The sequence below is a fragment of the Marinovum sp. 2_MG-2023 genome (assembly GCF_030548265.1).
Lineage (GTDB): Bacteria > Pseudomonadota > Alphaproteobacteria > Rhodobacterales > Rhodobacteraceae > Marinovum.
Window position 1 is genome coordinate 484,329 of the sequence record NZ_JAUOSD010000001.1, and the last position, 12,999, is coordinate 497,327.

Sequence of the window (12,999 nt, forward strand, 5' to 3'; positions counted from 1 at the left end):
GCTGCACGAATCACTCAGATTCGGTAATGATTCGGAACCGCGAATCATCTGCGCCGCAAACAGGAGCCCCGCATGGCCGCCAAAGATACCGACGATCAGAAGACGGACGCCCCGGAAGACGCATCGCTTGACATGAGCCAGACGGCCGTCAAGAAGATGATCGCCGAAGCGCGCGAGCGCGGATATATTACCTATGACCAACTGAACAACGTTCTGCCGCCTGATCAGGTCAGCTCTGACCAGATCGAGGACGTGATGTCGATGCTGTCCGAAATGGGCATCCAGGTCACGGAAGACGACGAAGAATCCGAAGAAGACGAAAACAAAGGTGCGACCGATCTGGTCGAGACCAAGAAACCGGGCGAGGTTACGCTTTCCTCCGGGGCGTCGGAAAAACTGGATCGCACTGACGATCCGGTGCGGATGTATCTGCGTGAAATGGGATCGGTCGAATTGCTGTCGCGCGAAGGCGAGATCGCGATTGCCAAACGGATCGAGGCTGGCCGCAACACGATGATCGCCGGGCTTTGTGAAAGCCCGCTGACCTTTCAGGCGATCACCATCTGGCGTGACGAACTTCTGAGCGAAGACATTCTGCTGCGCGACGTCATTGATCTTGAGACCACATTCTCTGGTCAGATGGAGGATGAAGAGGGCGTTGTCGGCGAACCGGTGGTTCCGGCCACGGCGGCCAATGTGTCGTCTGCGCCAAAGCCCGACACCGGGCCAGAGCTGGACGCCGACGGAAATCCGATTTCCAAGGATGATGACGACGACGAAGAAGACGAACAGGCCAATATGTCGCTGGCGGCGATGGAAACCGCGCTGAAGCCGCAGGTTCTGGAAACGCTGGACCGGATTGCGGACGACTATATTCACCTGTCGGAAATGCAGGACAGCCGGATTTCCGCGACCCTGAACGAAGACAATTCGTTCAGCAAGCAGGACGAAGCGGTCTATCAACAGCTGCGCTCCGAGATTGTTGAACTGGTGAATGGTCTGCATCTGCATAACAACCGGATCGAGGCGCTGATTGACCAGCTGTATGGCATCAACCGCCGGATCATGGCGATTGACAGCTCTATCGTGAAACTGGCCGATCAGGCGCGGATCAACCGTCGTGAATTTGTCGAGGCCTATCGCGGGCGCGAGCTTGACCCCACCTGGCTTGAGCGGATGGGTGAAAAATCCGGTCGGGGCTGGCAGATGTTCATTGAACGGTTCTCGGACAAGATCGAAGAATATCGCGCCGAAATGGCGCAGGTCGGTCAATACGTGGGTCTGGATATTTCTGAATTCCGCCGCATCGTCGGTCAGGTTCAGAAAGGCGAAAAAGAGGCCCGTCAGGCGAAAAAGGAAATGGTCGAGGCCAACCTGCGTCTCGTGATCTCCATCGCCAAGAAATACACCAACCGTGGCCTGCAATTCCTTGATCTTATTCAGGAAGGCAACATCGGCCTGATGAAGGCGGTGGACAAGTTCGAATACCGTCGGGGCTATAAATTCTCGACCTATGCGACCTGGTGGATTCGTCAGGCGATCACCCGGTCGATTGCGGATCAGGCGCGCACCATTCGTATCCCGGTGCACATGATCGAGACGATCAACAAACTGGTCCGCACCGGGCGCCAGATGCTGCACGAAATCGGCCGCGAGCCGACGCCGGAAGAGCTGGCAGAAAAGCTGCAAATGCCGTTGGAAAAGGTTCGCAAGGTGATGAAAATCGCCAAAGAGCCGATTTCGCTGGAAACCCCGATCGGCGACGAAGAAGACAGCCAGCTTGGCGATTTCATCGAAGACAAGAACGCGGTGCTGCCACTGGATTCCGCCATTCAGGAAAACCTGAAGGAAACCACGACCCGCGTGTTGTCGTCGCTTACCCCGCGTGAGGAACGTGTGTTGCGGATGCGGTTCGGCATCGGCATGAACACCGATCACACGCTTGAAGAAGTGGGCCAGCAGTTCAGCGTGACCCGTGAACGTATCCGTCAGATCGAAGCCAAGGCGCTGCGCAAGCTGAAACACCCCAGCCGGTCGCGCAAGCTGCGCAGCTTCCTTGATCAATAGGGGGCTGTGATGTCGTTGTTTTCGAAGTTGTTTGGTGGCGGGACCGGGGCAAAGAGTTCTGGCCCGACGCCGGTGGAATACGCTGGATTTAACATCTTTCCCGAACCGGTCAGCGGTCCGGGGGGCTTCCGCATTGGGGCGCGTATTGAAAAAACCGAAGATGGCGAAACCAAAAGCCATCTAATGATCCGGGCCGATGTGATCAACAGCGAAAAGGATGCGATCGACGCATCGGTCAACAAGGCCAAGCAGATGATCGACCAACAGGGCGACGCAATTTTCCCGTGATCCTTTGGGGGGGGGGCAGGGCAACCTGCCTCAGTTCCCGGCGCGCAGACCGGCGCAAATTTGGTAAAGTTATTAAAGGTTTATCTATCTCGCTGAATTCTCTTTGTGGAATCAGAGATTGGCGATATCCGGAATTTGGCGCACCTATCCTGGTGCCCGTGTCCGGTTCCCGGGCACCCCTCCTTTTGGTTTGAGGAAAATCACCGTGGAGAAAAAAAATACCCCGCTCACAGCCGAGCAAAAAACGCGGCGCCGGGTAGCCCGCACTATCGCCCGTAATTTTTGGCGCGTAGAGTTCAAGGCCGCCAATCCCGGAGCCAGCAAAGAAGAGCTGAATGCCGCCTGGAAATCCGCCCGCAAGGCGAGCACCAAGGCAGGCCGTGCGGCCATTCGTGCGCTGGAGAAATCCGGTTTCACCATTTCGGCACCGCCGCAAAAAATGGCAGTTGAGCCTGCTGAATAAGCCTGATTGCTGCATTTTTATAAAAAGCGCCGCCCATGGGGGCGGCGCTTCGCGTTTCGGGGGTAGGTGCATTGACAACCCTGCCCACAATCGCGTTTTTTTGTCGCCGACAGTCATAGATTGATGCTTTGCCTGACCGGTTTGGCTTGAATGTCGCCGGACAAAGTGGTGCCGGACAAAATGGTCCCGCACACAATGATGTGACACTGCGGTTGCGCACCAAGCATGTGCGCAGATGTATAGGCGTGGCGGATTGGCTTTGCCGTCTTTTGTCCCCATCTGAGGGTAACAGGAGACAACGACATGAAAACATTACAATTCGCTACCGCCGCCGCCCTTGCACTTGCATCCCCCTTGATGGCCCCGACCATGGCCACCGCCCATGTCGGCACCGATGCGCAGCTGACATTGCAGGAAGTGCGTTTCGATGGCGTGGTGCGGCAGGCGTGGCTCCAGCCCTCTGCATTTCTGGGGCCGGAAACCGAAAGCCAAACAGAAGTATGCGCCATGCCATTGGATCAACGCACCGCGGGCCAAATCGCCTGCTTTGAGAACTGAGCCTATCGCAGATAGGTGTTGAAATGCGCGATGGTACGCTGCCAGGCCAGTTCTGCGGCGTCCTCATCGTAGCGGGGCGTTGAATCATTGTGAAAGCCATGGTTCACGCCGGGATAGATATGCGCGGTGTAGGTCTTGCCATGGTCCTTTAACGCCGCTTCATAGGCGGGCCAGCCTTCGTTGATCCGGGTGTCCAGCTCGCCATATTGCAACAGCAGCGGCGCCTGGATTTTGGGCACATCTTCGGCACTGGCCTGGCGTCCGTAAAACGGCACAGAGGCACCTAGTTCAGGATAGGCCACAGCCAAAGCGTTGCACACACCGCCACCATAACAGAACCCGACACAACCGACCTTGCCGGTGGTTGTGTCACTGGCCGCCATGAATTCATAGGCGGCAAAGAAATCATTCATCAATTTCACGCCGTCTACCGTGCGCTGCAGGTCCCGGCCTTCGGCGTCGTTGCCGGGGTATCCACCAACCGAGCTGAGCCCGTCCGGCGCCAGCGCGATGAACCCGGCTTTGGCCACCCGCCGCGCCACATCTTCGATATAGGGGTTCAGACCGCGATTTTCGTGCACGACAATCACCGCCGGCATCGGGCCTTCGACATTTGTCGGCGTGACAAGATAGCCGCGCACATCGCCGTGCCCATTGGGCGAAGGATAGGTGATATATTCCGGGGTGATGTCCGGGTCGGTGAATTTCACCTGCTCTGCGATGGCATAATTCGGGCTGAGCATATTCAACAACGCCACTGCGGTCACACCGCCGACGGCGAATTTCCCTGCTTTTTCAAGGAACTCGCGCTTGCTGATCTTGCCGTGTGCGTAAAAGTCATAAAGGTCCAGAAGCTCCTGGTCGAAATCCTTGGCGGTCATGCGGGGGGTGGGCGTCATTTCATTCATTGGAAGATCTCCGTGATGGGGCGAGCCAGTGCCGGGTTGGCCATGCGGGCAGGATAGCCAGAGATACGGTTCTGAGAAGTCCCGAAAAATGCACGTTTTCGTGCGATGCACCTGTCGGCCGGCCAAGCTCACATTCCCGGTGACGGGATCTTGGATTGATGTTATCCTGAGGCAAGCATTGGAGGGTCCATTGGGTATTCTGAAGCATCTGTTGCGGCTGGTCATTTTGTTGGCCGTGGTCTTTGTGGCCGGTGCTTTTCTGCTGCCGCGCCATGTCGACGTGCATCGCAGTGTCGAAATCAATGCCCCGGCGGCGGCGGTCTTTCCGCATGTGAACAGCATGAAGGCGACGGAAAACTGGTCCCCCTGGCTGGCGCGTGATCCCGATGTGGCCCTGACCTACAGCGGCCCGGACAGCGGCGTCGGCAACCGTCTGGAATGGCAGTCGGATGTGCCGCAGGTCGGCAACGGCAGCCAGGAGATCATCACATCAGAGCCGGACACACTTGTGGTGACAGCATTGGATTTTGGCGACATGGGCCGGGCGGAGGCACAGTTTTCCCTGGTCGAAGCGGATGGTCGCACCACAGTCACCTGGGGCTTTGCGACCGACACCGGAATGAACCCGCTGGCCCGCTGGATGGGGGTGATGATGGACGGCTGGGTGGGCGGTGATTATGAACGCGGTCTGGCCAACCTGAAGGCTTTGATCGAAAGCTAAGGCGCGATGCAAACCACATTTACAATTCCGACGGCGGGCCCCGGGCTCTATGAATTCACCCGTGAGGTCGAGGCCTGGGTCGAAGCGGTGGAGCCGCGCACCGGCGTGCTGTCGCTGTTGATCCGGCATACATCCGCCAGCCTGCTGATTCAGGAAAACGCCGATCCGTCGGTCTGTGTCGATCTGCTGGCCTATTTCGACCGACTGGTGCCGCCCGCCAACGACCCGAACATGGCGTTCCTGACCCATCTTCATGAAGGGCCGGATGATATGCCCGCGCATATCAAGGCCGCTCTCTTGCCGGTCTCGCTGTCGATCCCGGTGACCAATGGCCGGTTGCGGCTGGGCACTTGGCAAGGGATCTATGTGTTTGAACATCGTGCCGCGCCCCACCATCGCCAGGTCGCCGCGCATCTCGGCTAGCCCCTGCAACTTCCGGGGCGAAACCGCCAAACTGGGCGCTGGGGGCAGGTTTCCCATACTTGCCGTCTCGGCAAAATCCGCTACCAATACCAGCGACATCAGACATCAGGACCCGTGTTGAACCCCATGCCGGATCAATCCAGATCACGCCGCAGCCGCAAAATCCTATGGGCCAGCCTTCTGGGCTGTGGCACGGTGCTGGGCGCGGCCCTGACGTTTTATGTAACGCAACAAACCGACACCCAGACCATCAGCTGCGTCAGCCTGACCGGCAACAGCGATTTCTGCCGCTTCATTGGCGGTCCGTTGGAAGTCGCCGGCGCGCCGGTCTTTGTCGATGACCGGTCTCAGGCGCTGTTCCCGACCAAGGCCGACCTGACATTCATTGATGCGCAGGGCGATCACTGGACCGCGCCGGCCAAAACACTAACCGATGGGGCCTCGATTCCTGCGGTTCTGGCTACGGTGATGGGCGACCGGCAAAGCCGGGAATACCTGCTGGCGGCGGCCTTGCATGATGCCTTTTGTGGTGTCGGCAATGAGGACCTGGCGACCTACCACACCCGCCCCTGGGAAGACGTGCATCGCATGTTCTACGAGGCCTTGTTGGTCAATGGCACGGCACCACGCACCGCGCGGATCATGTATGCTGCGGTCTATTTGGGCGGTCCGCGTTGGAACAACCCGACCCGCGATCTCACCAGCCTCAGCGACGAAGTCCTGCGCCAGGAATTTGAATGGTGCTTGCGCTGGATGGAGAAGGTCGACCCGGACCCGGATCAGATTGATGCCTGGATGGAAAGCCGCGAAAAGGCGCTTCAGGCGGGCACACAATCCGAACCTGACTGGTCTGCGCTCTTCTCCGACAAGGCTTGAGCGCCGTCCGCGCTCGCTTGGCCCGGCGCTTGGTCCAATACGCCGGGCGCTTCTTCTGTTCACAAATATCCCGGGGGAGTCGCCAAAGGCGACGGGGGCTGGCCCCCATATGCACCTGCTGCAAAAATCATCTTTGGGGAAATTTTCTGCCGCTTTCCCCCTTGACCTTCACGCGCTGCCCTATGTTCTTGGATTTTGTCTCTACCCAAATGCGGGCGTTGCTTCTATACTTTGTGGATAAGTGGGCAAATAGACCCACAAAGAGGCGGAACAGAGATAAGGGGAACGGCCGATGCGCTGTCCGTTTTGCGGAAATATTGATACCCAGGTCAAGGATTCACGTCCGGCCGAGGACCATGTGTCGATCCGGCGGCGGCGGTTTTGTCCGGCCTGTGCGGGGCGGTTTACCACCTATGAACGGGTGCAGCTGCGCGATCTGGTGGTGATCAAATCGAATGGCCGCCGCGAGGATTTTGACCGCGACAAGCTTGAACGATCGATCCGCATCGCGCTGCAAAAACGTCCTGTCGAACCTGAACGCATGGACCAGATGATTTCCGGCATCGTGCGGCGTCTGGAAAGCATGGGTGAAACCGACATCAACTCGAAACAGATTGGCGAGATCGTGATGGAGAGCTTGGCGCGGATCGACACCGTCGCCTATGTGCGCTTTGCCAGCGTCTACAAGAATTTTCAGGCCGCCGATGATTTTGACAAATTCGTCAGCGAGCTGCGCCCGGACGGCCCAAAGGAAAGCTGATCGGCTGATGCAGGCACAAAAGGCCGTGACATGAGCGACGTTGACAATCGCCACATGGCACATGCGTTGCGACTTGGGCGGCGGGGCATGGGGCTTTGTTGGCCAAATCCGGCTGTGGGCTGTGTGATCGTCAAATCCGGCCGGGTGATCGGGCGGGGATGGACCCAGCCGGGCGGCCGCCCGCATGCGGAACCCGTGGCCCTGGCCGAGGCGGGCGCTGATGCACGCGGCGCGACGGCCTATGTCACCTTGGAGCCCTGTTCCCATCATGGCCAGACACCGCCCTGCGCCGAGGCGTTGATCGCGGCCGGTATTTCCCGTGTGGTTGCGCCGTTCGAGGATCGGGATGCGCGTGTATCCGGGCGCGGCTTTGCCATGCTGCGTGCCGCCGGGATCGCTGTGACCACCGGCATCGGGTCGGATCAGGCCGCACAGGATCACGCCGGTTTCTTCCTGCGTCAGGATCAGGGCCGCCCGTTTTTGACACTGAAACTGGCCGCATCGCTTGATGGTCGCATTGCCACCGCCACCGGTGAAAGCCAGTGGATCACCGGACCCGAGGCACGCCGCGAGGTGCATGGGCTGCGGGCCCGTCACGATGCGGTCATGGTCGGGGCTGGCACGGCGCGGGCTGATGATCCTTCGTTGACCGTGCGCGGGCTGGGCATCACGCGCCAGCCTGTGCGTATTGTGGTGTCGCGCCGTCTCGATCTGCCATTGACCGGGGAACTGGCGCGCAGCGCCGGCGATGTGCCGGTCTGGCTCTGTCATGGGCCGGATGCGGATCCGTCGTTGCGTGATGCCTGGACCGGGCTGGGCGCGCGGCTTGTCCCCTGTCCGTTGATCGGCCGACAGGTTGATGTGACTTCGGTGCTTCAGGCGCTTGGCAGTGCCGGTTTGACGCGGGTGTTCTGCGAAGGCGGCGGGCATCTGGCGGCATCGCTTTTGGCGGCGGGGCTGGTGGATGAGCTGATATGCTTTCATGCCGGCATGATGTTGGGGGCCGAAGGCCAGCCGGGCGTTGGCGCATTGGGGCTGGAACATCTGGCCGAGGCACCGCGATTGAACCTGGTTGAGACCCGCGCCGTTGGGGCCGATGTGATGACGCGCTGGTGTCGATCCCGCGGATAGGATGCCGCGAAAAAACCATTCGTGGACCGGCTATTGCCGCCGCCAAAGATGGGAATGGCTGGCAAAGACACCTTGCAGTTTGGCCAGCAGCCGATTGCCGACACCGGGCCCCGGAAGCGTGCCCTCGGCCAGGCGTTTGGCCACAACTTCGGGCGGGCAGGGCAGGTTGGTCACCGGATCAAAATACCGAGGATAGGCAATCAGCACCGCATGGGTCAGCCCATCCAATGTCAGCCGCGCCTTGCGTCTTGGCGGCACATCGCCAAGGTCATCGGTCAGCCCCCAGCCCGCGTAAAACGGCGCGCCCAATGTCGTGACCTTTACCCCGCGCAACAGCGCCTCGAAGCCCAGCAAAGAGGTCATCGTCCAGACCTCCTGCACCTGATCGAGCAGCGCCACCGGATCGGCACGTTCCAGCACCATATCGGCAAGCTCCAATGGGTTTTCAACGATACCCTGCCGCAACCCGGCTTCGACGTCCGGGTGCGGTTTCCACAGGATGACCGCGTCCGGGTTGGCGTCACGTGCGGCTTGCAATAATGCGCGATTGGTTTTGACGTCGCTGCACCCGGTCAGGATCGAGGCATCGTCCTCCACCTGACCGGGGACCAGAATACGGTGACCTGCGGGTAAATCGGGGATCGCGCCGCGCAGGTTATACTTGCTCAATCCGGCTTTCAGGATCTCGCGGCGCAATCTTGCGGCGCGATGCAACTCATCCGCGCGCAGGGCGCCGGATTGGTTCAGCAAGCGTTCCAATCGGCTTTCGCGAGAGGGATCGTAATAGATGCCCAGATCATCCGCCACCAACGACAGCGGTGGCACCAGCTCAGCGCCGAGGCCGCGCGACCGCAGAAAGCCATCCTCGACCCGCACCACCTGGTCCAGCGCGCCGGATTTCCCGGCCCAGACCATGCGGCGACGGTCCTTGGATTTGGCGATCTGGCGTGCTTTTGCGGTGTCGTCTTCGAACACCATCGGCTTTTCGCGACCAAACACCTTTTGCAGCGGTCGGCGTTTCCACAACCGCATGCCAGAGGCCACCCAACCGCCATGATCCTCGCGCCAGGCGCGGGTCATCGCCTCAAAGGCGTCCAAGGTGCCTTCGATCTCGCACAGCTGATCCCGGTACGGGTCGTACCATTTGGGATAGAGGATCATCGCGGCGGCAAACAACTGGTTTCGCGTCAGGCTGCGCTGGCGGCGCGGCACCGGGCGTTCATCTGTGGTCAGCCCCCAACCGGCATAGAAGGGCTGGCCAAAGACCCGTGGCTTATGGCCGGCAAAAATCGCTTCGAACCCAAGTTGCGACGACAGGGTGTAAACCCCGACCGCGCCTTCCATCAGCTGCCAGGGGCTGATTGGATCGGACAGCAACGAAATGCGGTCGTTGCAATCTTCGGGGCCGAAATACCCGGGGCGCAGGCCGCGTGCGGTTTCGGGATGTGTCTTGATGATCACCCGCGCGCCGGGATGTTCCTCTTGCGCGAACACCAGCATTTCCAGAAATTCTGCCCGTCCTGCGCCGGATGCGGTGACCGCAGCATCGCCACGGGTCTGGTCAATCACCAGCACATAACCGGGGGCGGGGGGCTGTTCGGCAAGCGGAAACCCGGAATATTTGGTGAGATGTGCGGATTGGATGCGGGCAATGGCATCCGCTGCACGGGTCAAAAGACCGGCATCATCCAGCGGCTCTGTCGCCAGAAGGCGTTCAAGGTCAGAGGGGCATGACGGGTCGAAATGCACCGCATTATGGTCGATCATCAAGCCTAGGGGCGGCTCGCCCCCGGCGCGGCCGGGGTGCAGCGATCGCAGGAAGGCATCTTCGATCCGCACAAGGCCAACGCCCCGTTTGGCGGCGATGGTCTGGCCGCGATGGGCCGTCGGGCTTTGCCCCCAGATCCCCACCAGATCATTGGCACCGGGCAAGCCAAGCCGAATGTCATAGCCTGCCAGATGCAAAATGCGCCGCAACCGCGGCTGTTTCAGAAACCCGCCGTTATAGACGTAAAGACGCCGGGATGTTGCCACCCCGGCGTTGGTCTTGTCATTGGACGGCACCGCCACCGGTCTTAGCCGCCGGAACCGGAGCTCAGCGCCGACACGGATGAGGCCGCCGATGTCACAGTGGTGACCGCGCCCAGCGATCCGGTCACAGCCGCAATGGTTTTCGACCATTGGGCAAACGGCGCTTCGGTGACATAAAGCAGGTCATCGTCACGGATCACGAAATCCCGCGCCAGGAAAAGCCCGTTAGGCTCGGTCAGATCCAGCACGTAGACCATGCGTTGATCGCCGGTCAGATCGTCGCGGCCCAAAACGCTGGCGGCAATTTCCTGAACCTCGTTGCGAATGATGAAGACGCCGGTGGGGTCGGCGGATGTCGCCAGAAGCCCGCCAACCTGGGCAATGGCCTCAACCGCGGACAGGGTCTGGCTTTCAAACGGCACGCGCGATTGCGCACCGGTCGCGCCAAGAGCCACAAATGCCCGGCTGTCTTCTTCGATCAGGATCTTGTCCCCGCCACGCAGGGCAATGTCCATTTCGGGATATTCATACAGATCCTGGAACCAGATCTCGCCGGATTGGCGGCCACGGGTGACCGTGATCTGGGCAATTTCGGGTTCGATGGTCACACCACCAGCCCGCGCGAGCATGGAGGACAGGGTGCGGGTGGGCCGTTCGATTGCATAAATGCCCTGGCCACCCACGGCACCGACGATCGACACTGTCGATCCGTCACCGGCCTCGCGGCGAATTTCAACCTGGGGATCGGGGGTCTGTTCTTCCAGCTTGCGGGTGATGATGCGGCGCAGCGCCTCGGTTGTGTTGCCGGCGGCCTTGATCCGGCCGGCATAGGGCACAAAGACAAAGCCAGCGCCGTCAACCTGCACCTCTTCCAGAACGGTCGAAGACGATGTTTCGCTTGCCAGAAGGCCGTCATCGACGTTTTCCCAGATCGTCAGACCCAGCGTATCGCCGGGACGAATCATATCGGAGCCGATCACCTGTGCATTCTTGAAGGACTCAGAAAACCCGAGCGCCGGGACAACGCCCGTTGCGCGTGTGACCCTGTCGTTTACCGACACAACAAAGGCATCGCCCTGTTGCTGCACAGAGCCGGAAAAGATTTCGCGTTTGTTTGGGCCGGATCGGGGCAGGCCACAAGAGGCCACCATTGATACGGCAAGAAGCAGGGCCACGGAACGGGCCCATCGGTTGTGACGGTTCTTCACTGCTCGGTCTCCTCGACCTTGTCGTTATGCTGCCTCAGCTTTTTTTGCTAATTTACCGGAATACGTCACAAAAATCCAGCACCTGCTTGCGGTTGCGCAAGTCAAGGCCTCTACGTTGTCATTTGGGCACAGTGTATTTCGGGATTTGCCAAGGAATTTCGCCGGTTGTCGGACGACATTCAGTTGGTTGAGCGACGTCACCGGGCCGATTGGGCCGTGACGTCAACCATCACGTCACCAGTCGCAATTGCTGGCGTGGGGCGGCGGTGCCGGATTTGAAGTCATCATAGGGATCTTCTGGCGACAGCATCATATCCACCACCAGGCGCATCAACTGCCGCCGTCCCTTGGCCGAATAAAACCCGCCCGGGATCTGGCTGGTTTCCAGCAGATAGCGGCGATAATCCTTGTAGGCGCGGTTGTCGGGCCGCTGAGGCGCCTCAAAAAACTCTTTCAGCGGTTGGGACGAGACAAATTCCGGTTTGGCGTAAACTGCCTTGCCAAACACCCGCAACGGGATGCCCCGCCACAGCACCTGTTGCCCGGCGGTGGAATTCACCGTGACCGCGCTGCGTGCATCATTCAACAGCGGGGCAAGCTTGCCGCCGCGCACATGATGCACCCGTCCCTCGACGCCGTATTTCCGCGTCAGGCGCTTCAATTCACCCCGGATATTGGTGCGACCGTTTTCCAGCGGATGCGCCTTGAACACCAGATGATGATGCCCCGGGGCGCCGCGGGCAAACCCCTCGACCACAAGTTCCAGAAACTCTGTCATCCGGGTAAAGGGGGAATGTTTCAGGAAAGAGGCATCATGTTCCAGTTGCAGCAGGCACAGATGATAGGGATATCCGCCGTTGCGAATGCCAAGCGTGGCAATCGCCCGTTCGGCGGAATGCAATGGCATCAACAGCAACCGTTTGACGTATAATGCGAATTCCGCCGTCACCGGCAGGTCACGATGGGCGGCGAAATTGCGGTAATCGCCGTTTCGGAACATCACGAACCAATGATAGAGCGCGCCGTAAAACACGTGCTGGCGGGTGTCGCCCCAATGGCCGGGGGGCAGAGGGGCCTCCATATCCGACAATTGCAGGGTCTCTTGCATGGTTTCGACCGGCATATCCATCAGCCGCGAATGACCGTTGGTGCCGCCGCGTTCATAGGTCACCCAATAGGGGCGCATGTAGCCTTCTTCGAAGACATGAACGTTCAGGCCAAGTTCATTGGCCTTTTCCACCGCAATGGCGTGGATGGCGCGTGTGTCGCCATAAAGAACAATATCGGTGACCTGTTTATCGGCCACCAAATCGGCAAATGTTTCCGGCCATTCGGCCACTTCGCCGGTAAAGGGGATATAGCTTTGGGGGTGGAACCAAAACGCCCGGTCACCGGCATTGAAGCCGATCCGCCAGACCTCTGCCCCGGTCATGCGCAACATCTTGCCCAACCGGTTGAAGAAGGGGCCATGCGGACCCTGGAGGAACAGGAAAACCCTTTTCTTTCCGGCGACGTTGCCCATCAGACAGAATTCCCTCATATGGTTCACATACCCCTTTTACCCT

At 59.7% G+C, this 12,999-nt stretch carries 13 protein-coding genes; 9 read left to right on the forward strand and 4 right to left on the reverse strand.

The features are described 5' to 3' along the window. Positions 1-72 precede the first annotated feature (72 nt). The 4 genes from rpoD (at position 73) to Q4577_RS02435 (ending at position 3,376) form a co-directional block, all read left to right on the forward strand. The gene (gene rpoD, locus Q4577_RS02420; protein ID WP_303466699.1) at positions 73-2,067 is read left to right on the forward strand and encodes an RNA polymerase sigma factor RpoD; all 1,995 of its coding nucleotides are present in this window, start codon (positions 73-75) and stop codon (positions 2,065-2,067) included. 9 nt (positions 2,068-2,076) lie between these two features. After that, positions 2,077-2,355, forward strand: coding sequence for an HlyU family transcriptional regulator (locus Q4577_RS02425; RefSeq protein WP_244691373.1), 279 nt, complete (start codon positions 2,077-2,079; stop codon positions 2,353-2,355). A 205-nt stretch (positions 2,356-2,560) separates the two neighbouring features. After that, positions 2,561-2,818, forward strand: a complete 258-nt coding sequence (locus tag Q4577_RS02430; protein WP_244691372.1) for a hypothetical protein — start codon at positions 2,561-2,563, stop codon at positions 2,816-2,818. A 303-nt stretch (positions 2,819-3,121) separates the two neighbouring features. After that, on the forward strand, positions 3,122-3,376 hold the full coding sequence (locus tag Q4577_RS02435) for a hypothetical protein (protein ID WP_244691371.1): 255 nt from the start codon (positions 3,122-3,124) through the stop codon (positions 3,374-3,376). A 2-nt stretch (positions 3,377-3,378) separates the two neighbouring features. Here the strand turns inward: Q4577_RS02435 and yghX are convergent, their stop codons facing one another. Then, the gene (gene yghX, locus Q4577_RS02440) at positions 3,379-4,275 is read right to left on the reverse strand and encodes a YghX family hydrolase (RefSeq protein ID WP_303467447.1); all 897 of its coding nucleotides are present in this window, start codon (positions 4,273-4,275) and stop codon (positions 3,379-3,381) included. 199 nt (positions 4,276-4,474) lie between these two features. Between yghX and Q4577_RS02445 the strand changes: the two genes are divergently transcribed. The 5 genes from Q4577_RS02445 to ribD all read left to right on the forward strand — a co-directional run bounded on the left by Q4577_RS02445 (position 4,475) and on the right by ribD (position 8,195). After that, the gene (locus Q4577_RS02445) at positions 4,475-5,005 is read left to right on the forward strand and encodes an SRPBCC family protein (RefSeq protein ID WP_303466696.1); all 531 of its coding nucleotides are present in this window, start codon (positions 4,475-4,477) and stop codon (positions 5,003-5,005) included. Positions 5,006-5,011: 6 nt separating this feature from the next. Continuing rightward, positions 5,012-5,428 carry a secondary thiamine-phosphate synthase enzyme YjbQ gene (locus Q4577_RS02450; RefSeq protein WP_303466693.1) on the forward strand — a complete coding sequence of 139 codons (417 nt, stop codon included), beginning with the start codon at positions 5,012-5,014 and terminating at the stop codon, positions 5,426-5,428. Between the two features lie 126 nt (positions 5,429-5,554). Beyond that, positions 5,555-6,304: a DUF1353 domain-containing protein gene (locus Q4577_RS02455; protein ID WP_303466692.1), complete on the forward strand. Its 750-nt coding sequence runs from the start codon at positions 5,555-5,557 to the stop codon at positions 6,302-6,304. A 292-nt stretch (positions 6,305-6,596) separates the two neighbouring features. Continuing rightward, positions 6,597-7,064 (forward strand): transcriptional regulator NrdR, encoded by a 468-nt coding sequence (nrdR, locus tag Q4577_RS02460; protein WP_244691368.1) that lies wholly within the window; start codon positions 6,597-6,599, stop codon positions 7,062-7,064. Between the two features lie 30 nt (positions 7,065-7,094). Next, positions 7,095-8,195: a bifunctional diaminohydroxyphosphoribosylaminopyrimidine deaminase/5-amino-6-(5-phosphoribosylamino)uracil reductase RibD gene (ribD, locus tag Q4577_RS02465; RefSeq protein WP_303466689.1), complete on the forward strand. Its 1,101-nt coding sequence runs from the start codon at positions 7,095-7,097 to the stop codon at positions 8,193-8,195. A gap of 30 nt (positions 8,196-8,225) precedes the next feature. Here the strand turns inward: ribD and Q4577_RS02470 are convergent, their stop codons facing one another. The 3 genes from Q4577_RS02470 to Q4577_RS02480 all read right to left on the reverse strand — a co-directional run bounded on the left by Q4577_RS02470 (position 8,226) and on the right by Q4577_RS02480 (position 12,974). After that, a complete protein-coding gene (locus Q4577_RS02470) occupies positions 8,226-10,259 on the reverse strand; it encodes a capsular polysaccharide biosynthesis protein (RefSeq protein ID WP_303466688.1) in 2,034 nt (677 codons plus the stop codon). An 11-nt stretch (positions 10,260-10,270) separates the two neighbouring features. Continuing rightward, positions 10,271-11,377, reverse strand: coding sequence for a polysaccharide biosynthesis/export family protein (locus Q4577_RS02475; RefSeq protein WP_303467446.1), 1,107 nt, complete (start codon positions 11,375-11,377; stop codon positions 10,271-10,273). 286 nt (positions 11,378-11,663) lie between these two features. Further along, entirely contained in the window at positions 11,664-12,974 is a 1,311-nt protein-coding gene (locus Q4577_RS02480) for a capsule biosynthesis protein (protein ID WP_303467440.1), read from the reverse strand. Between the last annotated feature and the right edge of the window lie 25 nt (positions 12,975-12,999).

Coding starts and splice junctions, on each gene's coding strand:
- rpoD (WP_303466699.1), top strand. CDS start 73: ATGGCCGCCAAAGATACCGACGATCAGAAGACGGACGCCCCGGAAGAC.
- Q4577_RS02425 (WP_244691373.1), top strand. CDS start 2,077: ATGTCGTTGTTTTCGAAGTTGTTTGGTGGCGGGACCGGGGCAAAGAGT.
- Q4577_RS02435 (WP_244691371.1), top strand. CDS start 3,122: ATGAAAACATTACAATTCGCTACCGCCGCCGCCCTTGCACTTGCATCC.
- yghX (WP_303467447.1), bottom strand. CDS start 4,275: ATGACGCCCACCCCCCGCATGACCGCCAAGGATTTCGACCAGGAGCTT.
- Q4577_RS02450 (WP_303466693.1), top strand. CDS start 5,012: ATGCAAACCACATTTACAATTCCGACGGCGGGCCCCGGGCTCTATGAA.
- Q4577_RS02455 (WP_303466692.1), top strand. CDS start 5,555: ATGCCGGATCAATCCAGATCACGCCGCAGCCGCAAAATCCTATGGGCC.
- nrdR (WP_244691368.1), top strand. CDS start 6,597: ATGCGCTGTCCGTTTTGCGGAAATATTGATACCCAGGTCAAGGATTCA.
- ribD (WP_303466689.1), top strand. CDS start 7,095: ATGAGCGACGTTGACAATCGCCACATGGCACATGCGTTGCGACTTGGG.
- Q4577_RS02475 (WP_303467446.1), bottom strand. CDS start 11,377: ATGGTGGCCTCTTGTGGCCTGCCCCGATCCGGCCCAAACAAACGCGAA.
- Q4577_RS02480 (WP_303467440.1), bottom strand. CDS start 12,974: ATGAGGGAATTCTGTCTGATGGGCAACGTCGCCGGAAAGAAAAGGGTT.